The following is a 24,105-nucleotide window of genomic DNA, read 5'->3' on the forward strand; positions in this document are numbered from 1 at the left end:
TCCAGCTGGGGGTACCTCGTGACCGCACCACACACCTCGGGCCCGGCCCGCCCGGCCGCCGCGCCCGGTTCGGTGGAAGCCGCCGAGAGCGACGACTCCGGCCTCCTCGCGGCGCTCCTCGACGGCATGGACGCCGCGCTGTGCGCCTTCGACGCCGAGGGCACGGTCACCCACTGGAACCGCGAGGCCGAACGGATACTGGGCTGGACGGCGGCCGAGGCCGTCGGGCGGCAGGGGCTGGCCGGCTGGGCGGTGCGGCCCGCCGACGCCGCGGAGGTCGCGGCCCGGCTGGATGAGGCCATGGCGGCGCCCGGCCGCCACGTGCACGAGTTCGCGCTGCTCACCAAGGACGGCGGGCGGGTGCTGGTGCGCACCCAGCTGTCGGCCCTGCCCGGCGCGGGCGACCGGCCCGCCGGGGTCTACTGCGCGTTCAGCGAGGTGCACACGCAGATCGACCTGGAGCGCTCCATCGCGCTCAGCGAGGCCCTCTTCGGGGACGCGTCCTGGGGCGTCGTGCTCGTCGACGCCGACCTGCGCCCGGCCCTCGCCAACGCCCACGCCGCGCGCGCCCTGCGCACGGGCCGCACCGCGCTCCTCGGCCGGCCGCTCGGCGAGCTGCTGGACCAGGGGGTGGAGGAGGTCGAAGGCGCCCTCCAGCACGTCCTCGCGGCAGGCGCCCCGCCCGCCCCCACCGACCTGTGGGTGACCCTGCGCGACCAGGGCGGCGCCCCGCCCGAGCGCCGCTGCTGGCGCAGCGGCTTCCTGCGGCTGGCGTCGCCGCTCGCCGAGGAGCCGGTGCCGCTGGGGGTCGCCTGGCTGTTCCTGGACGTCACCGCCGCCCGGCTCACCGAGCAGGACAGCGCCCGGCTGCGCTTCCGCGCCAGCCAGCTGCACCGGGCCGGCCGGGCCGTCGCCGAGTGCGAGGACCCCATGGAAGCGGCCTCCCTCTACATGGACTTCGCCCTCGCGGGCTTCGCCGACCACGCCCTGATCGACCTGCTCCCCGAGCCGCGCCCGGCCCCCGAGCCCCCGATCCGGCTGGTCAGAGCCACCGCCACGCCGGCCGGCACCCCGGGGCCCTGCCCGGCCATGGGCCGTGGCGGCCTGCCGGTGCCGTATCCGGACGGCCACCCCGCCCTGCAGGCCGTCGAGCGCTGCGGCTCCGTCCGCGCGGCCTCGGACTGCACCGAGACCTGGGCCACCGCGCGCAAGTGGCCCGAGGGCACCGTGCACGCGCTGGCCACGGTGCTGCGCAGCCGCGGGCGGACGCTCGGCGTGGTGACGTTCCTGCGCGGGCCGTCGCGCCGCCCCTTCGACCGCTCGGACGCGACGTACGCGGAGGACATCGCGTGCCGGGTGGCGGCGTCGATCGACCTTGCGGGACCGACGCCGTAGCGGGGCCGTAGCGGGGCCGTTGCGATGCCGGGCCCCGGTAGGGGCGCGGGGAGCTGCGCGACCGGCCACGGACGGCCCGCAGGCGACCTGATCGCGCTGCCGGGCCCGGCCGAGCGCAGCCGCTACCGGTGACGGAAGAAGATCCGGTCGCCGTACTCCTCCAGCACCCGCCCGTTCCACTCGTGCCCGCCGTCCACGTTGCCCGAGCGCAGCATCGGCGGGTCGATGCCGCGCGCGGCCAGCTCGCCCGCGGCGGCCGCGACGACCGCCTGCATCAGGGCGCTGGTGACGACCGTCGAGGCGGGGGCGAAGGGGGCCGCGATGCCGTCGGCCGTCAGCTCCGCGTCCCCGATGTCGATCTTGCTGTCGATGACGAGGTCGCAGTGGTCCTTCAGGAAGGTGCCGGAGGAGTGGCGGGACCTGGTGTGCTCGGCGTAGGCGAGCGAGGTGACGGCGATGACGCGGACGCCGAGCGCGCGGGCGTTCATGGCCATCTCCACGGGCAGGGGGTTCCGCCCGGAGAGGGAGATGACGATCAGGACGTCGCCGGCCTGTACGGGGCTGGTGTCCAGGACCGCGCCCGCCAGGCCGTTGACCCGCTCCAGGGCGCTGCCGAGCGTGGCCGGCACGACGTCGAGGCCGACGACGCCGGGGACGGCGAGGAGGTTGATCAGGGCCAGGCCGCCCGCGCGGTAGACGACGTCCTGGGCGGGGAGCGAGGAGTGGCCGGCGCCGAAGACGAAGATCCGGCCGCCGTCCGCCACGGTGTCGGCGAGCAGGGCCCCGGCGGCCGTGATGTGCCCGGCCTCCTCGTCGCGCACCCGCTGCAGCAGCCCGATCGCGGCGTCGAAGAACTGCCCGGCCAGCTTGTTCTCGCTCATCGCTGCGGGGCTCCTTAGATCGAGATCCGGTGGCGCGTACGGTCTGGCGTACGCTCGTGGCGCGGATCACGTTGCGGTCTGGACCAGGGCCCTGTCAATACGGCGGGCGGGCAGGGGCCGTACGCGGCACCGTTGTCGGCGGTATGCGTCAGAATTGGGTTCAGGGGCCAGCGCACGACTTATCGAGGGGCACGCATGTCCGGACTGATCGACACCACGGAGATGTATCTCCGCACCATTCTCGAGCTGGAGGAGGAGGGTGTGGTCCCCATGCGTGCCCGCATCGCCGAGCGGCTCGACCAGAGCGGGCCGACGGTCAGCCAGACCGTGGCCCGCATGGAGCGCGACGGCCTGGTGTCCGTCGCGGGCGACCGGCACTTGGAGCTCACCGAGGAGGGCCGCCGGCTGGCCACGCGCGTGATGCGCAAGCACCGCCTCGCCGAGTGCCTGCTGGTGGACGTGATCGGCCTGGAGTGGGAGCAGGTCCACGCCGAGGCCTGCCGCTGGGAGCACGTGATGAGCGAGGCGGTGGAGCGCCGCGTGCTGGAGCTGCTGCGCCACCCCACCGAGTCGCCGTACGGCAATCCCATCCCGGGCCTGGAGGAGCTGGGCGAGAAGGCCGAGCCGGACCCGCTGCTCAATGAGGACATGGTCAGCCTGATGGATCTGGACGCCGGGTCCGACGGCAAGACGGTGGTCGTACGCCGGATCGGCGAGCCGATCCAGACGGATGCCCAGCTGATGTATTCGCTGCGGCGCGCGGGCGTTCAGCCCGGTGCGGTGGTCAGCGTGACGGATTCGGCGGGTGGTGTGATCGTCGGCAGCAGCGGCGAGGCCACCGAGCTGGAGCCGGACATCGCGGCGCACGTCTTCGTCGCCAAGCGCTGAGGCCTTCCCGCCCGGATCCCCGTTTCGCCCGCGCCCCGCTGCACACGGCCGCCTCCGCGGCCCGCAGCGGGGCGGTTTGCTGTGCCGGTTTCCCCGGTGTGCTGCGTCAACTCCCTTGAATCCGGCTGGAGTCCGCGTAACGGGCCCGCGGGCGGCCCGGCCGTGCCACGCTGGCGCTGGCGCGCATATGCGCGGCACGCCGCCGCCCCGGGGAGGGAGAGCGCGATGAGGCCCGTGGGGTGTGACAAGGGCCCCGGCGCCCTTCCGGGCAGCCGGGGCCCTGCCTCCCCATATACCCCCGTGGCGACCCGGAGCCCCGAGCTCTCAGGGTCCGCCCCGCGGACCTTCTTCCCCGAGCGGTCCGCGCCCAGGTCGATTAATCCCCTGGGTGCCGCCTGCCAACCCTCCCCTGAGGTCACTCGAACGAGGGGTGTTGCGCGCGATGAGCATGCATTCGAATGTAAGTTCTATATCGTGAAGCTGCTCGGGGGAGAGTAGGGGGTGCCAGGGCTCATGGTTCGGCGTATCGACGTGAGGGGGAGCGGCGGAGTGCGGCTCGCGGCCTGGGAGTTCGCCGATCCGCCCAAGCGCCCCTGCCGGGAGGGGACGGGCGGCCCCGGCGCGGTGCTGCTGCTCCACGGCCTGATGGGCCGCGCCGCGCACTGGGCGGAGACCGCCCGCTGGCTCTCCGGCCGCCACCGCGCGGTCGCCCTCGACCAGCGGGGCCACGGCCGCAGCGAGCGCCCCGCCGACGGCCCCTACACCCGCGACGCCTACATCGCCGACGCCCAGGCCGCGATCGAGAGCCTGGATTTAGCGCCCGCCGTCCTGATCGGCCACGCCATGGGCGCCCTGACCGCCTGGCAGCTCGCGGCCCGCCGCCCCGACCTCGTCCGGGCCCTGGTCATCTGCGACATGCGGGCCTCCGCCCTCGGAGCCGCCACGCAGCGCGAGTGGGGCGAGTGGTTCAGGTCCTGGCCGGTCCCCTTCGCCACGCTCGCGGACGTCCGCAAGTGGTTCGCCGAGGGCGACCCCACCTTGGAGCGCCCCCGCCCGGCCCGCGGGGACTACTACGCCGAGATCATGGCCGAGCGCGCCGACGGCTGGCGCCCCGCCTTCTCCCGCCGCCAGATGCTCCAGGCCCGCGAGACCTATGCCCACGACGCCCACTGGGAAGAGCTCGCCCTCGTCCAGTGCCCCACCCTCGTCGTCCGCGGCCCCGACGGCGAACTGGGCCGCGCCGAAGCCCAGGAAATGGTCCGCGTCCTGCCCCGCGGCACCTACGCCGAAATCCAGGACGCGGGCCACCTGGTCCACTACGACCAGCCGGAGGGCTGGCGGCAGGCGGTGGAGGGGTTCCTGGAGTCGGCGCTGCGGACGTAGGAGTCGGTGCTTGCGGACGTAGGGGAGACGCGGGCCGCTCCCGGCGGCAGGCTGCACATTAATTCAACAAGCGTTGACATATCTCGGGCGCGGGTGTGCACTGGCAGTACGGCCACATGTTCTGACGAGCCACCCGAGGAGCCGTCATGTCCTCCCCGCTCTTCCCCCGTACCGCTTCCACCCCTCCCTCCGCCTCCGCCCCCGCCGACGTCATCGTCGTCGGCGCAGGCCCCACCGGGCTGCTGCTCGCCGGGGATCTGGCCGCCGCCGGTGTGCGGGTCACGGTGGTGGAGAAGAGGGCGCGGGAATCCAATCTCACGCGGGCGTTCGCCGTTCACGCGCGCACGCTGGAGGCCTTCGACGCCCGTGGGATCGCCGAGCCCCTGCTGTCCACCGGCCCCTTCCTCGACACCCTGCGGATCTTCGGGCGCGGGCGGATCGACCTCTCCCGGCTGCCCAGCCGCTTCCCCGGCGTGCTGATGACGCCGCAGTACGAGACGGAGCGGGTGCTGGAGGAGCGTGCCCTGAAGGCGGGGGCCGTGCTGCAGCGCGGGGCCGAGGTGCTCGGGCTGCGGCAGGACGCCGACGGTGTCGAGCTGGACGTCCGTACCGAGGGCGACGGCGCGGAGAACGCCACCGGAACGCTGCGTGCCGCCTACGTCGTCGGCGCCGACGGCGTCCGCAGCGCCGTGCGCAAGGCGCTCGGGATGCCTTTCCCGGGGCGGTCCGTGCTGCGGTCCGTCATGCTCGCCGACGTACGGCTGGAGACCGTGCCCGACGGGCTGCCCGCCTTCAACAGCGGCCGCGACGGCTTCGCCTTCCTCGTGCCCTTCGGCGACGGCTACTACCGGGCCATCGCCTGGCGGCGCGGCTGCGAGCTGCCCTCCGGCGCCCCCGTCGAGCTCGACGAGCTCAAGGCCGTCACCCGCGCCGCCTTCGGCACCGACTACGGCATGCACGACGCGCGCTGGACCTCGCGCTTCCACAGCGACGAGCGACAGGTGCCGCGCTACCGCGAGGGCCGCGTCCTCCTCGCCGGCGACGCCGCCCACGTCCACTCGCCCGCCGGCGGGCTCGGCATGAACGCCGGGCTCCAGGACGCCGCCAACCTCGGCTGGAAGCTCGCCGCCGTCCTCAAGGGCACGGCCCCCGACTCCCTGCTCGACAGCTACCACGACGAACGCCACCCCGTCGGCCGGCTGGTGCTGCGCCTGAGCGGCACCCTCCTGCGGTCCGTGCTGCTCGCCTCGCCCGTCGCCCGCGGGCTGCGCGACGCCGCCGCTCTGGCCGCGGGAGCCCTGCCCTTCGCCACCGACCGGGGCGCGCTCATGATGTCCGGCATCGGCATCGACTACCCCGCGCCGCCCGGCTCCCACCCGCTGACCGGGCGCCGCGCCCCGGACCTGCCCCTCGCGGAGCGCCCGGGCGAGCCCTCCCGCCTGTACGAGGCGCTGCGCGCCGGGACGTACGTCCGCGTCCTGCCGCGCGGTGGGGGCGCACCGCCCCACGCGCCCCACGACAAGGCGGGCGTCACCACGGTCACCCGTGCCGACGCCCGCCCGACGACGCTCCTCGTCCGGCCCGACGGGTACGTGGCCGAGGCCGCCGACCACGGCTGACCCCGCTCACGCCCGCCGCCGCGTGCCTCACCTGCGGCGGGCGTCCGCCGCATCCCGCCCGCACGCGTACGCCAGGGCGCTCACCAGCTCCTCCGCGTCCGGCAGCCAGCGGTTGGCGGCCGTGGGCTGGCGCGCCCACTGCACCGAACCGCGCGTGCCCATCCGGGTGGGCGGCGCGACCACGTAGTCGCCCTCGCCGCGCGCGATGAGGTCCAGCGACGTGGGGTGCCAGCCCAGCTTCCGGGCGAGGTCCGCGACCTTCAGCGCCCCGCCGGGCAGGACGAAGAACTGCATCCGGCGGAACGGCGTGCACATGACCGGCCCCAGCTGGATGTCCATCCGCTCCATCCGGGCCAGCGCCAGGCAGCCCGCGGTCTCCGGGACGTCCAGCGCGTCGAACGTGCGGCCCGTCGGCAGCAGGACCGAAGCGGCGGGCTGCTTCTGCCACATGCGGCGGACGGCGACCGCGCTGCCGGTGGCCTGGGTCGCCCAGTCCGGGCGGTCCGGGTGCGCACCGGGGGCGGGGCATCCGGGATCACCGCACGAGCAGTGCTCCCGCCCCTCCTCCACCTGCAGCCACGTGCCGCCGAATACGTCCCAGTGCCGCTCCTCCGCATACCTGACAGCGGCGTCCAGCAGTTGCTCGCTGCGCTGTTGGGGGATGTGCGGGGCTCCTACTGCGATGGTCTCTTCCACGCCCATCACAACTCCCCTCGTCACGAGGGGTTACGGCTCAGGCTCACGCTTGTGGGCGGTGCCAGGGCATGCACGTGGGGCGCACGGATGCATGTACGGGGGCGCAGACGCGGGTCGGCCTCCGAGGGTGGGTAGCCACCTCTGCGGCGACAGGGCGAGACCGTCATTGTCTGGCCAATGCCGCCTTTGCTGTCATTACCGTTAAGTCCGCATTCTCCGGACATTCAGGGGGCAAAGATCACAGGGGAAGACGCAGTCAGCTGTCTCAGCTTCTCCGCATGCCGCGGCGGACCGCGCCGCGAACGCTTAGCAGTTTCAGGGGGTACAGCATGGCCGCACGGCCACTCGTGGCGCGGCAGCCGAACGAACGGCTGCAGGCGCTCATTCAGGAAGCCGCCTGTTCCAATGCCGGCCTCGCCCGGCGCGTCAATATGTGCGGCGCCGAGCACGGGCTCGACCTGCGCTACGACAAGACTTCCGTAGCGCGCTGGCTGCGCGGCCAGCAGCCGCGCGGACGGGCCCCCGCCATCATCGCCGAGGCGCTGGGCCGCAAGCTCGGACGCACCGTCACCATCGACGAGATCGGCATGGCGAACGGCAAGAACCTCGCCTCCGGCGTCGGCCTGCAGTTCTCGCCGACCGTGCTCGGCGCGATCGAGCAGGTGTGTGAGCTGTGGCGGAGCGACGTCGGCCGGCGGGACTTCCTCAGCGGGACGTCCGTCGCCTCCTCCGCGCTCGTCGAGCCGAGCCGCGACTGGCTCATCACCGGCGCCGACCCCCAGGTCGCCCGCAATGCCGGGGCGCGCGTGGGGCCGTCCGACGTCGACGCCGTGCGCGCCACCACGGAGGCCTTGGTCGAACTCGACCACCGGTACGGCAGCGGGCACGTACGGCCCGTCGTCGTGCACTACCTCAACAGCGTCGTCTCCGGGCTGCTCGCAGGCTCCTACCGCGAGTCCGTGGGCCGCGAACTCTTCGCCGCGGTCGCCCGGTTGACCGAGCTCGCGGGCTACATGGCCGTCGACACCGGCCAGCCGGGCCTCGCCCAGCGGTACTACATCCAGGCGCTGCGCCTCGCCCAGGCTGCGGGGGACCGTGGGTACGGGGGGTACGTGCTGGCCGCCAGCATGAGTCACCTGGCGGCTTCGTTGGGGAACCCAAGGGAAATCGCCCAGTTGGCGAAAGCAGCACAGGAAGGGGCACGGGGGCATGTCACACCGCGGGCCGAAGCCATGTTCTACGCGGCCGAGGCGCGCGGGCACGCCCTGCTCGGCGACGCACGGTCGTGCCAGGGCGTCGCGGCCAAGGCCATCGCCAAGCTCGAACAGGCCGGGGACCCCTCGCCGGACTCCGGCGACGACCCCGCCTGGATCCGGCACTTCGACCACGCCTACCTGGCCGACGAACTGGCCCACTGCCACCGGGACCTCGGTCAGGCCGAACAGGCCCGGCGGCACGCGGAGGACGCCGTCGCCGGGCACGGGGAAGGACGGGTGCGCAGGCGCGCCATCGGGATGCTGCTGCTGGCCACGGCGCAGGTCCAGCAGCGCGACGTCGACGAGGCGTGTGCCACCGGGGTGCGGGCGCTGGACCTGCTGGGCACGCTGAGGTCGAACCGGGGCGCGGAGTACCTGGACGACTTCCAGCAGCGGCTCGCGCCCTACCGGGAGGAGCCGGTGGTACGGGAATTCGGGGCCCGGCTGGAGGTGCAGGCGGCCTAGAGGCGACCGCCGGAACCGTCGCCCCCTGCCCCCTGCCGGGCAGGGGGCGGCCGCATGGCCCTGCCGTGCGGCGACCCGGTAGCGTGGCCGCGCTATCGATAAGTTGCCGTACAGCTTGAGGAGTCCCGGTGACGCAGAGCGGACAGGGCAACGCGCCTCAGCCGGCCCCCGGCCGGCCCTGGGGCGAGCCGTGGGGGCCCGACGCGCAGCGTGCCCCCCTGCCGCCCGAGATGCCGCCGGGCACGCCCCCGCGCCCCGGTGACTCCGAGGCCACGCAGTACCTGCCACCGGTCCTGGGCACCGGGCCCGCCCCCGCCACCCCCGACTCCGCTTCCGAAGCCACCCAGTACTTGCCGCCGGTCGCCTCCGGACCGCTTCCCGGGGCGCCGCAGCCGCCTGCTCCGTACTCGCAGGGCGGCGCTGCTCAGGGCGGCGCTGCTCAGGGTGATGCCGCGCAGGGTGATGCTGCTCAGGGTGGCGCCCGCAGCGGTGCTCCCGGCGGTGCCCCGAGCGCGTCGGCCGCCCCGGGCGGACAGTCCGCGGACCCCGCGACCCAGTACTTGCCGCCGCTCCCCGACTCCGCTGCGGCGGCCACGCAGTACCTGCCGCCGGTCGGCGGAAACGCTTCCTCGGACGGGGCCTCCGCCGCCACCCAGTACCTTCCGCCCGTGCCGGGCACCGCTCCTTCGGGCGGGGACGCGGCCGCCGCGGCGACCCAGTACTTGCCCCCTGTCGGCGGAGGCGCGTCCTCCGGCGGGGATGCGGCCACGCAGTACCTGCCGCCGGTCAGTGGTGGCGCGCCCTCGGGCGGGGACTCCGCCGCGGCGACCCAGTACCTTCCGCCCGTGCCGGGGGCCGCGCCCTTCGGCGGGGACGCGGCTGCTGCAGCGACCCAGTACTTGCCGCCGGTCGGTGGAAACGCGCCCTCCGGCGGAGCCCCCGCCGCAGGCGCCCCGTACCCGCCGCCCGTCCCCGGAGCCGCGTCGTCCGCCGGTGAAGCGACTCGGATGCTTCCGCCGCAGACCGGCGGGCCCGTCCCGCCGCCGCCGGGCGCCCCCGCCCCCCGGCCGTCCCTCGGGGGCATGGCCGCGCAGGGGGAGCGGCCGCCGCCCTCCGAGTTCGACGGGCTCTTCCGCGCCTCCGCCGACGCCGCTGCCGGCACCGCCGCCCGGCAGGCCGGCCGCGAGCCCGCTGCGGCCGCGCACATACCCCCGCCGCGCGGCCCGCACGCGGCTCCCCGGCAGCCCGCCCCCGTCGGCCCGCCCTCCCGGCGGAAGCTGCCCACCGCAGCCATCGTCGGCATCGTCGTCGCCGGCTGTGCCGCCGCCGGGCTCGCCGCCGGTGCGCTGCTCAGCGGAGGGGACGACAACAAGAGCGACACCCCGCAGAACACCGCGGTCAGCTCCGCGGCGCCCAGCAGCGCGCCGCAGGACGACGGCGGGAAGAAGAAGAAGGAGGAGCCGTCCGCCGCCCCCGCGGACCCGGCCGCCGCCCAGGCCAAGGCCCTGGACGCCCTGCTGAAGGACAGCAACAACAGCCGTGACGCCGTCATCAAGGCCGTCGACGCAACCCGTAACTGCAAGGACCTGGGCAAGTCCGCCTCCGACCTGCGCGACGCCGCCAAGCAGCGCGACAGCCTGGTGACCCGCCTGCAGAAGACGGCGATCGACAAGCTCCCCGACAGCGCCCAGCTCTCGGCGCAGCTGACCAAGGCCTGGAAGTCCTCCGCGTCCGCGGACACCCACTACGCGGCCTGGGCGGACCAGGTGGGCGGCAAGCACGGGTGCGTCAAGGGCCACGCCCGCCCGTCCGGCGAGAGCGCCGCGGGCGACCGGGCCAGCGGCGAGGCGACCGCCGCCAAGAAGGCGGCCGCGGAGCTGTGGAACCCGATCGCCAAGAAGTACGGACTGTCGCAGCACTCCTGGGCGCAGCTGTAGCGGTCGCGGGGGCGGATCCCGGGGGCGAATCCCAGGGGCCGGGGCGGGCCGCCCGGGTGGGAACGTACGATCGATTGCTATGCAGGGTTCGGAGAAGTCTTCCCGCCGCGGCCGCCGCTCGACCACCATGGACGGCATGCCGCTCAATGACATGCCGTGGTGGCGCTGGCGTGCGCATGTGCGCTCGGCGCTGCACATGCTCTCGGACCCCGACTTCCAGCGCGAGCGCTGGCTCGCGGGCGACGCGGGATTCGGGGACGTGACCGACGCCGTCTACCGGCTGGTCGAGGACACCTGGCTGGACAACTGGTCGGCCGAGAAGTACATCGGGACGATCTTCCGGGACTCGGGCGAGGCCGCGCTCGTCGACCTGGCCGTGCTGCGGGTCCTGCGGATCATGCACCAGGTCGGGCCCGACGCGCCCGTCTCGGCGTACCTGGAGCACCACGGCTGGCCCGAGGCCGTACAGGCCGCGCGGGAGGCGCACGTACGGCTGGCGCTGAACGACGGGGACGAGCCGGAGGTGCCGCCGCGCCCGCTGGACGTGCTGGACCGGCTCACCCAGGTGCGCTGAGCCGGGCGCCGGCCGGTTCGCCGGTCCTTCGGGCCCGCGCAGGGCCTGCCGCCGGGCGCCGCGGGGTCCGGGCGGTCGGGCGGGCCCCGCGGGTGTGCGAGGCTATTGGGCTATGAACGCCTCCCAGTCCCCTGCCGCCGAAGGGGCCCCAGCGCAGCCCGAGCAGTACGTCCTCACCCTCTCCTGCCCCGACAAGCAGGGCATCGTCCACGCGGTGTCCAGCTATCTCTTCATGACCGGGTGCAACATCGAGGACAGCCAGCAGTTCGGTGACCGCGACACCGGGCTCTTCTTCATGCGCGTCCACTTCGGCGCGGAGGCGCCCGTCACCGTGGAGAAGCTGCGGGCCAGCTTCGCCGCCATCGGGGACTCGTTCCACATGGACTGGCAGATCCACCGGGCCGACGAGAAGATGCGCATCGTCCTGATGGTGTCCAAGTTCGGCCACTGCCTGAACGACCTGCTCTTCCGCTCCCGGATCGGCGCCCTGCCGGTGGAGATCGCCGCCGTGGTCTCCAACCACACCGACTTCGCCGAGCTCGTCGGCTCCTACGGCGTCCCCTTCCACCACATTCCGGTCACGAAGGACAACAAGCCGGAGGCGGAGGCGAAGCTCCTGGAGCTCGTCCAGGCGGAGGACGTCGAGCTGGTCGTCCTCGCCCGCTACATGCAGGTGCTCTCCGACGACCTCTGCAAGGTCCTCTCCGGCAAGATCATCAACATTCATCACTCCTTCCTGCCGAGCTTCAAGGGCGCGAGGCCGTACCACCAGGCGCACGCGCGCGGCGTGAAGCTGATCGGTGCCACCGCGCACTATGTGACCGCGGACCTCGACGAGGGCCCGATCATCGAGCAGGAGGTCGAGCGCGTCGGCCACGAGGTCACCCCGGAGCAGCTCGTCGCCATCGGCCGCGACGTGGAGTGCCAGGCGCTCGCGCGCGCGGTGAAGTGGCACAGCGAGCACCGGGTGCTCCTGAACGGGCGGCGGACGGTCGTCTTCGCGTAGCACTGCAGGACCCGTAGAACCTGCAGAGCCCGTAGAACCCGCAGAACCTGCGGAACGGCCTGTGGCCCGCATCCTCGATGCGGGCCACAGGCCGTTCCGGCGTCTCCTGCATGCGCGACTACATGCGCGACAACGAAGCCGTCGCGTACAAGGCGTCCAGGATGGCCTCACGATCCCCCGTGTGGCCCGCTGCGGCCTCCTCCGGGTGGATGTGGCCCGCGGCCAGGCGGCAGAACTCCAGGGCGTCCAGGGCCACGTGGGCGACCTCGTCCTCCGGGGCGGCTCCGGCCGCGGGGGAGTCGAGGGGGACGTACCAGTGGCCGCCGCCGCTGCCTTCGACCTCCAGGTGCAGCGTGCGGCCCGGGGCGCCCACCGCGGCCAGGGTGCGCGGCGGCGGGGCGAGGCCGGCGCGGCGGCGGTCGGCGATGGCCGTGGGGAGCATGCGGGCGGTCAGGTCGACCAGGTCGTGGAGGTGGCCGGGCGAGGGTGGGCGGTAGGGGTAGTCGACGGCTTCGGCGATGTCCTCCGCGTGGATCCAGCACTCGAAGGCCCGGTCGAGGAACGCATCGCGCAGGGGGAGGGCGAACCGTCCGTACGGGACGGGCAGTTCCGCGGCGCCGCCGTCGGCGAACGACGCGCTCCGTATCAGCGCGTGCCCCTGCTGCCGCCACTCCGTGCGCACCGCGCCGGGCGGGCCCGCTGCGGCCTCCGCCTCCCCCTCCGGCGGCTCGGGGAGGCCCAGGGCCGCGGCGACGGAGCCGTCGGCCGCCGTGAGGTGGGCGATGACCGCGGCGACCGTCATGTCGCGCTCCACGGCCTGCGATCCGTCGAACCACTGGAGCCGCACCTGCGCCTGCCACTCCGCCTCGCCGAAGTCGCGCAGGAGGGCGTCGAGCCGGGCGGTCTCCGCGTCGTAGGGGGCGACCCAGGAGGGCAGGGGGACGCGGGCCGGGCGGCGGCCCAGGCAGGAGGCGAGCACGCGGGAGCGCAGCCGCGGGTCGAGGTCCAGATTGTCCTCCGGGTGCAGCAGGGCGACGGCTTCGCGCAGCCGTACGGCCTCGTCCGCGCAGGTGGCGCAGTCGGTCAGGTGTGCCTCGACGGCGGTGGTCTCCTCGGGGGAGCAGGCGGCGAGGGCCCAGGCGCCGAGGAGGGATTTGAGTATCTTGTGCGACATCGGGGCCGTCTCGGGAGCGATCGGAGCCGTCTCGGCAGCAGGGGCGGGGGCGGCTTCCGGCCACCGGGCGGTGTCCTCGGCGGCGGCCCGGGGCAGCGGTATGCGCGGCGGCCGGGGCGGACCGGAAGCGCCGTTTCCGTCTTGACGGCCGGGCCCGCCCCGGCCGGACGCCTCGCTCACAGTGCTCCTCCGTGCGCGGGCGGCGCGACGGCGCGCGGCCCGGGGTGCGCGGTGGAGAGCAGCTGCAGGCCCAGGCGCAGCCGGCGGCGCGCCTCGTCCTCGGTGACACCGAGGTGGGCGGCGGCCCGGCGGTAGTCGAGACGGCGCAGGTAGGCGAGGTCGAGGGCGGCGCGCAGCGGGGCCGGCATGGAGGTGACGATGTAGTCGGCGCGGGCGGCGGCGGACGCTGCGCGGACCTTCTCCTCGATCTCGTCGGGCGTGGCCGCGCCGTCGCTCTGCGACTGCCGCAGCCGCTCGACGGCCTGACGGTGGGTGAGCCCGGCGATCCAGGAGCGCAGCGAGCCCTCGCGGGGGTCGAACTCGCCGGGATGCTCCCAGACATGGCCGAAAACCTCGCGCGTGACGCGGTCGGCTCCGGCCTCGTCCCCGAGGACGCGGTGGGCGAGGGTGTGCACGAGGGAGGCGAAGCGGTCGTAGAGCTCGCCGAGGGCGGCGGCCTCGCCATGCGCGAGCCGCTGCTGCATCTTGCGGTCCCACCGGGGTGGTGCTGCTGATGCGTCGGTCGCCATGTGTGCCCCTCCGTCCGCCTCGCGCTGGTGTACGTCGCACTCGTGACCGCTACCCGCGGCGCGCAACGCTTGTGCTCACGCTCACATACTCCTCGAATGTAGTGGCCGGATCCGACAGTCAGGCCGTCTTTGCAGGGAACATCGTGAAGATCGCCCCGCCGAACGGCCCCGGATGGTATTGACCCGGTCACTTTCCGCACATCTGGCCGATCGTTACGGATCGGACGTGCGCGAATGTGCCGATGTGTTATGCGGGTGTGACCGGAACTTTGGGGATTAAGGGTTCGAGCTGGGCATAGGCTCGTTGGGGGCCGGTTCGGCCCCTCGGCGTTTCACGAGGGAGAGACGGGGGAGACGCCGGGCAGCCACGGCTGCGGAAAGGTCCGTTCCGGGGAGCGAGAGACCGAGCGAAGGGGCTTCGAGCGCGTGACGTTGAAGGTGAAGGACGCCGAGCGGGGGGACTGGGCCGTCCTCCGGGTCTCCGGCGAGATGGACCTGGTGACGTCGCCGGTGGTCCGGCAACGCGTGCACGACGCGGTCGCCGACGGACGGCGCAGCCTCGTGCTCGACCTGGCCGAGGTGCGCTTCTGCGACTCCAGCGGCGTCGGCGTGCTGATCGCCGCCCGCCGCCTGATGCGCTCCTGCCAGGGGCGCCTGAGACTCATCCTTCCGCCGCAGGGCGGCGCGGCGGACGGCTCCCACGTCAACAGGGTGCTCGGCGCACTCGGGGTGCGCCGCCTCTTCGAGATCTATCCGGACCTGGCCACGGCCACCCACGAGGGCCGCGACAGCGGCGAACCCCTCCCCGCGCAGTCCGCGTAGGAGCAGCAGCCCCCCTTGGCAGGGCTCCGCAGGAAGGCCCGCCCAGGAAGGTCCCCTCGACAGGGCCCCCTCAGGAAGGCCTGCTCCCTACCCCTCCCGCGGGAATCCGGCCCGCACGACGAAGCCGCCCTCCCGCGTCGCATGCGCCTCCAGCGTTCCGCCCAGGCTCTGCGCCCGCTCGCGCAGTCCCACCAGACCGTGCCCGCCGCCGGGCAGCCCGGGCGCCGGTACGGCCGCGTCCGGCGGCCCGTTGCGGATCTCCACCAGAAGCGTCTCCGCGGCGTCCTCCGCCAGCCGCACCCGTACATGTGCGCCCGGTGCGTGCTTACGGGCGTTGGTCAGCGCTTCCTGCACCGTACGGAATGCCGCCCGCTCGACCGCTTCGGAGCGTGCGGTCCGCGTGCCGCAGGTGTTCTCGTACGTCACGTCGAGCGCGCTCAGCTCGATCAGCCGCGGCAGGTCCGCGAGGCGCGGCTGCGGGGTGAGCTCCTCGGTGTCGGCTCCGGCGGCGCGCAGGATGCCCACCATGTGCCGCAGCTCCTCGAGCGTGCGCACGGACAGCTCGCGGATCCTGCGGGCCCCCTCGCGCGCCTGGGCGTCCCCCGTGCTGATCTGCACGGCGCCGGCCTGCAGGCTGATCAGGCTGACCTGGTGGGCGACGACGTCGTGCATCTCGCGGGCGAGCCGGGCCCGCTCGGTGGCCAGGACCTGGTCGGCGAGCAGCCGGTCCTCGCGCGCCCGGCTGCGCGTCAGCTCGTCCAGCCGGGAGGCGAGCTCGCGCCGGGTGCGGGTGAGCAGGCCGAGCGCGACGGGCGTGGCGGCGGTGACGCACGCGTCGACGAAGTCCAGTGCCACCTCGCGCCGGTCGTCGAAGGACAGCTCCGAGATCGGGTACGGCAGGAAGTGCGCGACGGCCAGCAGCGCGGCCGCCCCGACGAGCAGCCGCCGGTCCGGGCGCAGCGTCGCCACCGTGTACAGCGCGATCATCGGGGCGAACCAGATGTAGCCGATGTAGATGCCGGGCAGCGTCACCGCGAAGACGGTGAGCGGGAGGCGCCTGCGCCACAGCAGTGCGACCGCGGCCAGCAGCGACACCCCGAGGTCCATGCCGAGCCCCGGCCCGTGGACCAGCACCGCGTCAAGGGCGGCGATCAGTGCGGGCACCACCAGCAGCACGGCGGTGCGCGTCCGCGAGGGGAGCCGGGAGCCGAGCCGGGAGCCCGGCCGGACTCCGGCGGGTGCGGTCACGCGGCGCCGCCCGGTGGCCCGGCGCCCTGCACCTGTCCCGCACCGTGCACCTGTCCCGCGCCCCGGGTCCGCCCCGCCTCCTCGCCCTGCGGCCGGTGCTTGCCCTGCGCGGCGACGAGCCCGGCCCGGTCGGCGACGATCGCGGCCTGGACGCGGTTGAGGCCGCCGAGCTTGCCGAGCACGGCACGGACGTGGTCCTTGACCGTGCTGGGCGCGAGCCCCATGCGCTGCGCGATCTGCGGGTTGGCCAGCCCCGCGCCGAGGTGCGCGAGCACCTCCCGCTCGCGCGGGGTGAGCGCCGCCACCGCCTCGGCGGCCGTCGTCTCCGCCTCGGACGCGAGGTAGCCGCCGATGACCGCGCGCGTCACGCCGGGGTCGAGGACGCTGCCGCCCGCCGCGAGGGTCCGTACGGCCTGGACGAGCTGCTCCGGGTCGGTGTCCTTGAGGAGGAAGCCGGTCGCGCCGCCGCGCAGGGCCGCCGCCAGGTACTCGTTGGCGTCGAAGGTCGTGAGCATGGCGACGGCGGGCGGCTGCGGGGCGTCGCGCAGCGCGCGGAGAACGGTCAGCCCGTCGACGTCCGGCATCCGGATGTCGAGCAGGACGACGTCGGGGGCGCAGGCGCGCACGGTGGCGACGGCCTCGCCGCCGCCGCAGTCGGCGACCACCTCGATGTCGGGGGCCGTGCCCAGGATCATCCTCAGCCCGGACCGGACGAGCTGCTCGTCGTCGACCACCGCAACACGGATCACCTGCCGTTACCTCTTCCACGCCCGCTGCCCGGTGTCATGCCGCTCGCTCCCTGCTCGTCCGCGCTCGTTCCACGACCGGCTAGAGCCGGTTCTTCCTGCTCCGGTTCCGGTCACGCACCCTGTCCGGTTCCCGTCACGCCTCCAGCCTGCCGCACGGTTCCGGCAACCATGGCCGAAAACGGAGCGTGGCGCTCCGTCCGATCTTGCACCAGGCCGGTCCCCCCGATGGGCGGAGGGACCCCCTCCGACCGGCGGGGGCGGGCCGGGACCCACGGGGGATTCCGCCCGGGGCGTGCGGGCGGCAGAGTGCTGTCCGTACTGCAGCATGCCGGGACTGACCTACCGGTGTGAGGTGCCGCAGCACACGGCCGCGGGTCGCCGCATCCCCCACAGGCGGCGACCCGCGGCCGGGGGAAATCCCCTCTGCACACAGGGGTATGCACAGGGGCCGAGGCCGCGCTGCGCCGTCACATGGGCGGCGCGGCCGGCGCCGGCCCCAGCGTCGTCGTCCCCGGCGCGGCCCGGTGCCCGAGCCCCGTGCGGTAGGCGTCCAGCGCCGCCTCGACCCGCCCCGTGCGCCGCAGCAGATCACCCAGCAGCCGGCACAGATCGGCCAGGTCTCCGGCCGCCCCCGTGCGCTCCAGCAGTGACAACGCCGCGCAGTAGTGCTCCTCCGCCGACTCCGTCAGCCCCCGCTCCTCCGCGATCAGACCCAGCAGCCGGTGCGCGCCGCCCGCGTGCACCGCGCCGCGCTCGGCGCCCAGCGCCGACGGCGACAGCAGCGGGCTCAGCAGCCGCTCCGCCTCGGCCGCCTTGCCCCGCCGCCGCAGCACGTCGGCCAGCTCCACCTCCACCTGCACGGTGAACAGTGCCGCCCGCTTCGACGCCAGCATGTCGCGCGCCGTCCGCAGCTCGCTCTCGGCGCCCTCCAGGTCGCCGTTCTGCGCGCGGACGTAACCGCGCATCCAGTGGCAGTGCGCGAGCTCGGTGCGGATGTGCAGCTGCTGGTAGAGCTCCTGGGCCTTCGCGAGCGAGGCGTCGGCCTCCGCGATGCGGCCCTCGGCGATCAAGGTGCGGGCCACGCCGCGGTGCATGCCGGCGACGAGCGCCGGATCGTCCACCTGGGGCGCCAGCGCGAGCGCCAGCTCCGCGGCGTGCGCGGCCCGCGCATGCGCCCCCATGTCCATGTAGGGGGCGATGGAGGCCGTGTAGAGGAGCAGCAGCGCGTCCGGGTCGTGCAGCCCCGAGGCGTTCAGCTCGTCGAGCGCCGTCTCCAGCAGGTAGCAGGCGTAGCGCAGCTCCCCGGCCAGCAGGTGGGCGGTGGCGCGGCCGCGCAGCGCGGGGACGCGGCGCGGCAGCGGCTCGTCGGCCAGCAGCGCCTCGGCGGCGGCGTAGTGGTCGCGGGCGGCGGAGAGGTCGCCGGTCTCCAGGGCGCAGTCGCCGAGCCCGAGGAGCGCGGCGGCCCGCTCGGGGACGAGCTCCGCGTGCGCCGCCTCCTCGTGCAGCGCCCCGTAGAGCGCGGCGGCGTCCTCGGCGGCTCCGGTGGCCAGGGTGCGGCGGGCGTCGGTGAGGCGCAGCCGCAGCCCGGTGGCCAGGTGTGCGGGGCGGCCGGTGGCGAGCTCGTCGACGGTGGTGCCGAGCCGGTCGGCGAGGTGGCGCAGGGCGGTCTCGGAGGGGCGGACGCGGCCGGACTCCAGGGTGGAGATGTAGGCGGCCGTATAGGCGGGCTCGGCCAGCTGGCGCTGGGTGAGGCCCTTGGCCGTGCGCAGCCGCAGCACGCGCCGGCCGATCTCGGCGGGCCCGTCGGCCCGTATGCCGTGGGTGCTGTTCTCGGCCACTGCTGCCCCTCGGTAGGTTACGCCGTGCATTTCAGATGCGTGCATTTCAGGTACGCCGTGCATGCCCCGGGCCAGGGGTCCCGTGCCGCGGCGTGAGGTCGTGAGACGCGAGTACGCGAGTACGTGAGCTACGTGAGGATGGAACCATGCCGGACGGTCTCGACGGGCAGGATCTCGTGGGGGGCGCACAGAGGCTCGGAGGGGCGCTCGGTGAGGCACCGGCAGGCGCGGCGGTGCCCTCGGTGACCGGCCGCCACCGCCAGCCCGGCCTCGTCCTCACCGACCACCACTTCGACGTGCCGCTCGACCACGACGCCCCCTACGGCGAGCACATACGGATCTACGCGCGCGAGGTCGTCGCCCTGTCCCGCGAGCACGACGACCTGCCCTGGCTCGTCTACCTCCAGGGCGGCCCCGGCTTCCCGGCCGGACGCCCCGTGGGCCGCGAGAACTGGCTCGACCGCGCCCTGGAGGACTACCGGGTCCTCCTCCTCGACCAGCGCGGCACCGGCCGCTCCACCCCCGCCACCCGCCAGACGCTCCCGCTGCGCGGCACCCCCGCCCAGCAGGCCGACTACCTCGCGCACTTCCGCGCCGACTCCATCGTCCGCGACTGCGAGCTCATCCGGCGGCAGCTGACCGGCGGCCGGCCCTGGACGGTGCTCGGGCAGAGCTTCGGCGGCTTCTGCGCGGTCACCTACCTGTCCCACGCGCCCGAGGGCCTCGCCGAGGTGCTGATCACGGGCGGCCTCCCGGGCCTCGACGCCGACGCGGACACCGTCTACCGTGCCGCCTACCCGCGCATGGAGCGCAAGTCCCTCGCCCACTACGACCGTTACCCGGGCGACGAGGCCGCCGCCCGCCGCATCGCCGCCCACCTCGCGGAGCACGAGGAGGTGCTCGCCGACGGCACCCTCCTGACCGTCGAGGCCTTCCAGCAGCTCGGCATCCTCCTCGGCACCGGAGACGGCTCGCACCGGCTGCACTACCTCCTGGAAGACGCGTTCGTGGACACCGTCGCCGGGCCGCGGCTCTCCGACGCGTTCGGCGAAGAGGTCGCGGCGATCCTCTCCCGCGCCCACTGCCCGCTCTACGCACTGCTCCACGAGGCCATTTATGCCCAGGACGGGCAGGCGACGCACTGGTCGGCCGAGCGCATCCGGGCGGAGTACCCGCAGTTCGACCCGCACGACGACGCCGGTGCCGGCGGCGGCCGCTTCCTGTTCACCGGGGAGACCGTCCACCCCTGGATGCTGCGCACCCACCCGGCCCTGCGCCCGCTGCGCCGCACCGCCGAACTCCTCGCCGAGCGCAAGGGATGGACACCGCTCTACGACCCCGAGCGCCTCGCCCGCAACACCGTGCCGGTCGCCGCGGCGGTCTACCACGACGACCTCTACGTCGACACCGAGCACTCCCTGCGCACGGCACGCGCGATCCGGGGGCTGCGGACGTGGGTCACCGACGAGTACGAGCACGACGGCGTACGGGCGAGCGGACGGGTCGTGCTGGACCGGCTGCTGAGGCTCGTACGGGACGAGGCGTGAAGTCACCTGACTCCTTAGCCGCTACTTCTTAGCCGCTTCTTCGGCCGCATCCATTGCCGGGCGCCTCCCGGGCCCCTACGTTAAGCCGCGCCTTAAAGCGACTTGACCCGCCGCTTAACCGGTGGCGGAGCTCGGGAGGAACCCCCCATGAGAAGACGCATATCCCTCGCGGCCGGCGGCCTGGCCCTCGCGGCGGCCCTGGCCGCCACGGCCCCCGCGGCGGCGGCGAGCCCGGACAAGCCCGTCACGCCCCAACGCACACAGGACGTCGAGTACTTCACCGGCCCCGACGGCCACCCCCGCCACACCACCATCCCCGCGTCCCCGCCCCTGCCGCGCCCCCTCGCCCCCGCCGCGAAGGGCGACGGGGACGTCACCCCCGTCGTCAGCAACGGCCCGGTCGGCTCCAAGCTCGACGTCGTCTTCATCGGCGACGGTTACACCGCGGGCCAGCAGGACGCCTTCCACGCCGCCGTGCGCACCAAGTGGGCCAAGATGTCGGCCGTCGAGCCCTACGCCTCGTACGCGGGCCTGTTCAACGTGTGGGCCGTCGACGCCGTCTCCCGCGAGTCCGGCGTCACCAACGACCCGGCCAAGGGCGTCAAGAAGGACACCGCCTTGCGGTCGTATTTCTTCTGCGACGACGTGGAGCGCCTGCTGTGCGTCGACACCGCGCGCGTCGAGGCGTACGCGGCGAAGGCACCGGCCGCCGACCTCGTCGTCGTCCTGTCCAACTCCGCCAAGTACGGCGGCGCGGGCTACAACGACGTGGTCTCCCAGGCCGGTTACGACGGCATCGCCACCGCGTCCTCCGACCACCCCAAGTCCGACCAGGTCGCCGTCCACGAGACCGGGCACTCGCTCGGCAAGCTCGCCGACGAGTACCAGTACGACGAGTACGGCACGTACACCGGCGCCGAGCCGGGCGACACCAACATCAGCACGCTGGACGCCGGGCAGCAGAGCGCGCAGCGCAAGAAGTGGTACCGCTGGATCGGGCGGACCTCGCCGGACGGCGGCACGGTCGGCGCGTACGAGGGCGGCGGCTACTACCCCAAGGGCCTCTACCGCCCCACCGAAAACTCGATCATGCGCACGCTGGGCCGGGAGTTCAACCTGCCCGGGCGCGAAGCCATGATCGCGGGCTTCTACCGCCACGCGAGCGTGCTGACCAGCGACAGCGGCCGGTACGGAACGGTCTCGCGCCGCGAGCGGGTCGTCGTGCGGCCGGCCGTGCCCACGGCGACCGTGCGCTGGTACGTGGACGGGCTGGAAGCCGTGGCCGCCCGCGGCCGGACCGAGGTCGTCCCGCGGATGCTCGGCGTACCCGGCGACGGCCGCCCGCACACGCTGACGGCGCGCGCCGTGGACCGCACGGACGCGGTCCTGGACCCGGAGCTGCGCAAGCGGCTGACGGGCTCGCTGACGTGGCAGGTGACGCGCTGAGCGCACGTGCCGAAGCCTGATACGCGCCCCTTAAGGGGCGCGGGGAACTGCGCGACCGGCCGCCCGCAGACCGCCGGCAGGCGGCTCGTAGACGGCCGACCGTGGCGTCAGCCCGCATCCAGCAGCGGCGCGTCGGCGTAGGCGCACGCGAGGCGGTCGCAGCCACGGTCGAGCGCGGCGTGAGCCGCCTCCCGCACGCGCTCGGCCGGCTCGTCCGCCGCCAGCGCGGCGTGCAGCGCGTCGAAGGACAGCTCGCGGACCGCGCCGGTCAGGGACGCGAAGACCTCCAGCTCGGCCCGTATCCCCGGGTCCGCGGCGCGCTCCCCGGCCCGCTCCAGGAGCAGGTCCAGCAGCTGCTCCCGGCGCGTCTGGCCGAGCGGCAGGTAACTGCGGCGCAGAGCAGGGCTGTTCAGCAGGATGCGGGAGAAGGTGCGGGCCTGGGGGAGGGAGCCCTCGTCCAGGACCGCGTCGAAGGCGGCGGCGCAGGCGCGGTGCACCCCGTCGACGACCTCGACGGCGGTCGCCGCGCCCGCCACGGCCTCGGCGATGCCCGCCTCGAACTCCTCCCGGCGGCCGAAGAAGATGTCCTCCTTCGACGCGTAGTGCGTGAAGACGGTGGCAGGCGCCACGTCCGCCGCGGCCGCGATCCGGGTGAGCGTCACGGCGTCGAAGCCCTCCTCCGCGAAGAGGCGGAAGGCGGCTTCGGCGATGGCGCGGCGGGTGCGCTCGCGCTTACGGCCGCGCAGCCCGGTGGTGGCGCCGTTCCTGGTCGCGGCGCCGTTGCCGCCGGCCGCGGTGTCGCTCCTGGTCGTCGTGCTGCTGGTCATGCCCCCAGGGTAGCCGTCCGGCAAGTAGAAATAGAGGTGCTACATTTTTAGAGCACCTCTACTTTCGCTTGCTGCTCCGTCACCCGCCGGAGGACGTGATTGCCATGCGCGCTGCCGACCCCCCGTCACCACGTCCCGCCATACGCAGGGCCGGTCCGGCCTCGGCCGGACGGCCCCCACGCGCCACCACCGCGATCCTCGTCATCGCCTGCACGGCCCAGTTCATGGTCATCCTCGACGTGTCCATCGTGAACGTGGCCCTCCCGGCGATCCGCACCGAACTCCACCTGGGCACCGCCGGCCAGCAGTGGATCGTCAACGCGTACACCCTCGGCTTCGCAGGCCTGCTGCTCCTGGGCGGCCGCGCGGCCGACCTCGTCGGCACCCGGCGCGCCTTCCTCGCCGGCGTCACCGCCTTCACCCTCGCCTCCCTGGTCGGCGGACTCGCCCCCGGCGGCCCCCTGCTGATCGCCGCCCGCGCCGTCCAGGGCGTCGGCGGCGCCGTCCTCGCGCCCGCCACCCTCACCCTGATCATGCGGACGTTCACCGAACCGGCCGCCCGCACGCGGGCCATGGGCGCCTGGAGCGCAGTCATGGCGGCGGGCGGCGCGGTCGGCGGCGTCATCGGTGGCGTGCTCACCGAATACGCCGGGTGGCGGTGGGTGCTGTTCGTCAACGTCCCCATCGGCGCGGGCCTGCTGGCGGCAGCCCTCGCCTGCGTACCGGCCGCCGCCACCGCCCCCGCCGGGCTGCGCCGCCTCGACCTGCCCGGCGCCGTGTCCGTCACCGCCGGCCTCACCGCCCTCGTGCACGGCACCATCGCCAGTGAGACGCACGGGTGGGGCGCGCCGCACGTGTGGGGGTCGTTCGCCGCCGGGGTGCTGCTGCTCGCGGCCTTCGTGGCGATCGAAGCCCGCGTCGCCCACCCGCTCGTACCGCTCGCGATCCTGCGCCGCCGCACCCTCGCCACCGCCAACCTCCTCGTCCTCGGCATGGGCGCGGCCGCGTTCGCCATGTGGTTCCTGCTCTCCCTGTACTTCCAGCAGGTGCTCGGGCAGAGCGCCCTCGGCGCGGGTCTGTCCTTCCTGCCCGGATCGCTCGCGATCGTCGTGGGCGCCCAGGTCTCCACCCGCCTCATCGCCCGCACCGGGCCGCGCCCGCTGATCGTCACCGGCATGACGATCAGCACGGCGGGGCTCCTGTGGCTGTCGCGCATCGGTGACGGGGGTACGGGAGGCGGCGGGGGCGCGGGAGGCGGCGCAGGGACGTACGCGAGCGCGGTGCTCGTCCCCTTCTTCCTGGCCACCCTGGGCGCGGGCCTGTCCCTGATGCCCGTCACGGCCGCCGCCACCAGCGGCACGGCCCCGGCCGAGGCGGGCCTGGCCTCCGGGCTCGTCAACTCCTCCCGCCAGATCGGCGGTGCCCTCGGCCTGGCCGCGCTCGCCACTGTCGCCGCACACACGGCGGCGGCACGCGCCTCCGGCGACCCGGCCGGTGACCTGGCCGCGGGCTACGGCAGGGCGCTGCTGATCGCCTCGGCGTTCACGGCGTGCGCGGCGCTGGGGGCGCTGGCACTGCCGGGCCGGACACACAAGGCCACGTGAA

At 74.3% G+C, this 24,105-nt stretch carries 20 protein-coding genes; 12 read left to right on the forward strand and 8 right to left on the reverse strand.

Translation table 11 applies throughout. The features are described from left to right. Nucleotides 1-18: 18 nt before the first annotated feature. Nucleotides 19-1,395 (forward strand): PAS domain-containing protein, encoded by a 1,377-nt coding sequence (locus FGW37_RS19515; protein WP_425506553.1) that lies wholly within the window; start codon nucleotides 19-21, stop codon nucleotides 1,393-1,395. Nucleotides 1,396-1,517: 122 nt separating this feature from the next. On the opposite strand, the gene FGW37_RS19520 is transcribed toward FGW37_RS19515, so the two are convergent. Then, the gene (locus tag FGW37_RS19520) at nucleotides 1,518-2,276 is read right to left on the reverse strand and encodes an SIS domain-containing protein (protein WP_179082223.1); all 759 of its coding nucleotides are present in this window, start codon (nucleotides 2,274-2,276) and stop codon (nucleotides 1,518-1,520) included. 195 nt (nucleotides 2,277-2,471) lie between these two features. Between FGW37_RS19520 and FGW37_RS19525 the strand changes: the two genes are divergently transcribed. From FGW37_RS19525 to FGW37_RS19535, 3 genes are all read left to right on the forward strand, one after another. Next, entirely contained in the window at nucleotides 2,472-3,164 is a 693-nt protein-coding gene (locus FGW37_RS19525; RefSeq protein ID WP_030369085.1) for an iron-dependent transcriptional repressor DtxR, read from the forward strand. A gap of 513 nt (nucleotides 3,165-3,677) precedes the next feature. Next, the gene (locus FGW37_RS19530; protein WP_179082224.1) at nucleotides 3,678-4,547 is read left to right on the forward strand and encodes an alpha/beta fold hydrolase; all 870 of its coding nucleotides are present in this window, start codon (nucleotides 3,678-3,680) and stop codon (nucleotides 4,545-4,547) included. Nucleotides 4,548-4,693: 146 nt separating this feature from the next. Continuing rightward, nucleotides 4,694-6,166 (forward strand): FAD-dependent monooxygenase, encoded by a 1,473-nt coding sequence (locus FGW37_RS19535; protein WP_179082225.1) that lies wholly within the window; start codon nucleotides 4,694-4,696, stop codon nucleotides 6,164-6,166. 27 nt (nucleotides 6,167-6,193) lie between these two features. On the opposite strand, the gene FGW37_RS19540 is transcribed toward FGW37_RS19535, so the two are convergent. Next, nucleotides 6,194-6,868, reverse strand: a complete 675-nt coding sequence (locus FGW37_RS19540; protein ID WP_179082226.1) for a bifunctional DNA primase/polymerase — start codon at nucleotides 6,866-6,868, stop codon at nucleotides 6,194-6,196. Nucleotides 6,869-7,191: 323 nt separating this feature from the next. Between FGW37_RS19540 and FGW37_RS19545 the strand changes: the two genes are divergently transcribed. The 4 genes from FGW37_RS19545 to purU all read left to right on the forward strand — a co-directional run bounded on the left by FGW37_RS19545 (nucleotide 7,192) and on the right by purU (nucleotide 12,100). Further along, nucleotides 7,192-8,583 (forward strand): NsdA family TPR-like regulatory protein, encoded by a 1,392-nt coding sequence (locus FGW37_RS19545; protein ID WP_179082227.1) that lies wholly within the window; start codon nucleotides 7,192-7,194, stop codon nucleotides 8,581-8,583. Between the two features lie 128 nt (nucleotides 8,584-8,711). Further along, nucleotides 8,712-10,520 carry a hypothetical protein gene (locus FGW37_RS33885; protein WP_179082228.1) on the forward strand — a complete coding sequence of 603 codons (1,809 nt, stop codon included), beginning with the start codon at nucleotides 8,712-8,714 and terminating at the stop codon, nucleotides 10,518-10,520. 73 nt (nucleotides 10,521-10,593) lie between these two features. Continuing rightward, entirely contained in the window at nucleotides 10,594-11,094 is a 501-nt protein-coding gene (locus FGW37_RS19555) for an SCO4402 family protein (RefSeq protein ID WP_425506652.1), read from the forward strand. Between the two features lie 112 nt (nucleotides 11,095-11,206). Then, nucleotides 11,207-12,100, forward strand: coding sequence for a formyltetrahydrofolate deformylase (gene purU / locus FGW37_RS19560; protein ID WP_179082230.1), 894 nt, complete (start codon nucleotides 11,207-11,209; stop codon nucleotides 12,098-12,100). Nucleotides 12,101-12,218: 118 nt separating this feature from the next. On the opposite strand, the gene FGW37_RS19565 is transcribed toward purU, so the two are convergent. Together FGW37_RS19565 and FGW37_RS19570 are read right to left on the reverse strand one after the other, a co-directional pair. After that, entirely contained in the window at nucleotides 12,219-13,454 is a 1,236-nt protein-coding gene (locus FGW37_RS19565) for a zf-HC2 domain-containing protein (RefSeq protein ID WP_425506554.1), read from the reverse strand. Next, the gene (locus tag FGW37_RS19570) at nucleotides 13,451-14,023 is read right to left on the reverse strand and encodes a sigma-70 family RNA polymerase sigma factor (RefSeq protein WP_179082232.1); all 573 of its coding nucleotides are present in this window, start codon (nucleotides 14,021-14,023) and stop codon (nucleotides 13,451-13,453) included. The genes FGW37_RS19565 and FGW37_RS19570 overlap by 4 nt, the downstream gene beginning before the upstream one ends. A gap of 426 nt (nucleotides 14,024-14,449) precedes the next feature. Between FGW37_RS19570 and FGW37_RS19575 the strand changes: the two genes are divergently transcribed. Next, nucleotides 14,450-14,845 (forward strand): STAS domain-containing protein, encoded by a 396-nt coding sequence (locus tag FGW37_RS19575; protein WP_179082233.1) that lies wholly within the window; start codon nucleotides 14,450-14,452, stop codon nucleotides 14,843-14,845. An 87-nt stretch (nucleotides 14,846-14,932) separates the two neighbouring features. On the opposite strand, the gene FGW37_RS19580 is transcribed toward FGW37_RS19575, so the two are convergent. From FGW37_RS19580 to FGW37_RS19590, 3 genes are all read right to left on the reverse strand, one after another. Continuing rightward, nucleotides 14,933-16,093, reverse strand: a complete 1,161-nt coding sequence (locus FGW37_RS19580) for a sensor histidine kinase (RefSeq protein ID WP_425506555.1) — start codon at nucleotides 16,091-16,093, stop codon at nucleotides 14,933-14,935. Beyond that, nucleotides 16,090-16,842, reverse strand: a complete 753-nt coding sequence (locus FGW37_RS19585) for a response regulator (protein WP_179082234.1) — start codon at nucleotides 16,840-16,842, stop codon at nucleotides 16,090-16,092. The genes FGW37_RS19580 and FGW37_RS19585 overlap by 4 nt, the downstream gene beginning before the upstream one ends. Nucleotides 16,843-17,309: 467 nt before the next feature. Continuing rightward, nucleotides 17,310-18,710, reverse strand: coding sequence for a helix-turn-helix domain-containing protein (locus FGW37_RS19590; RefSeq protein ID WP_179082235.1), 1,401 nt, complete (start codon nucleotides 18,708-18,710; stop codon nucleotides 17,310-17,312). Nucleotides 18,711-18,922: 212 nt separating this feature from the next. Here FGW37_RS19590 and FGW37_RS19595 point away from each other — a divergent pair, with 212 nt between their 5' ends. Both FGW37_RS19595 and FGW37_RS19600 read left to right on the forward strand, forming a co-directional pair. Then, nucleotides 18,923-20,227 carry an alpha/beta fold hydrolase gene (locus FGW37_RS19595; protein ID WP_179084793.1) on the forward strand — a complete coding sequence of 435 codons (1,305 nt, stop codon included), beginning with the start codon at nucleotides 18,923-18,925 and terminating at the stop codon, nucleotides 20,225-20,227. Nucleotides 20,228-20,374: 147 nt separating this feature from the next. After that, nucleotides 20,375-21,673: a M64 family metallopeptidase gene (locus FGW37_RS19600; RefSeq protein ID WP_179082236.1), complete on the forward strand. Its 1,299-nt coding sequence runs from the start codon at nucleotides 20,375-20,377 to the stop codon at nucleotides 21,671-21,673. Nucleotides 21,674-21,780: 107 nt separating this feature from the next. Here the strand turns inward: FGW37_RS19600 and FGW37_RS33395 are convergent, their stop codons facing one another. After that, entirely contained in the window at nucleotides 21,781-22,500 is a 720-nt protein-coding gene (locus FGW37_RS33395) for a TetR/AcrR family transcriptional regulator (RefSeq protein WP_246430457.1), read from the reverse strand. Nucleotides 22,501-22,604: 104 nt separating this feature from the next. On the opposite strand from FGW37_RS33395, the gene FGW37_RS19610 reads away from it, so the two are divergent. Next, complete coding sequence (locus tag FGW37_RS19610) at nucleotides 22,605-24,104, forward strand: MFS transporter (protein WP_179082237.1); 1,500 nt, start codon at nucleotides 22,605-22,607, stop codon at nucleotides 24,102-24,104. The last annotated feature ends 1 nt before the right edge of the window (nucleotide 24,105 follow it).

This window comes from Streptomyces rectiverticillatus (assembly GCF_013394065.1).
GTDB lineage: Bacteria > Actinomycetota > Actinomycetes > Streptomycetales > Streptomycetaceae > Streptomyces > Streptomyces rectiverticillatus.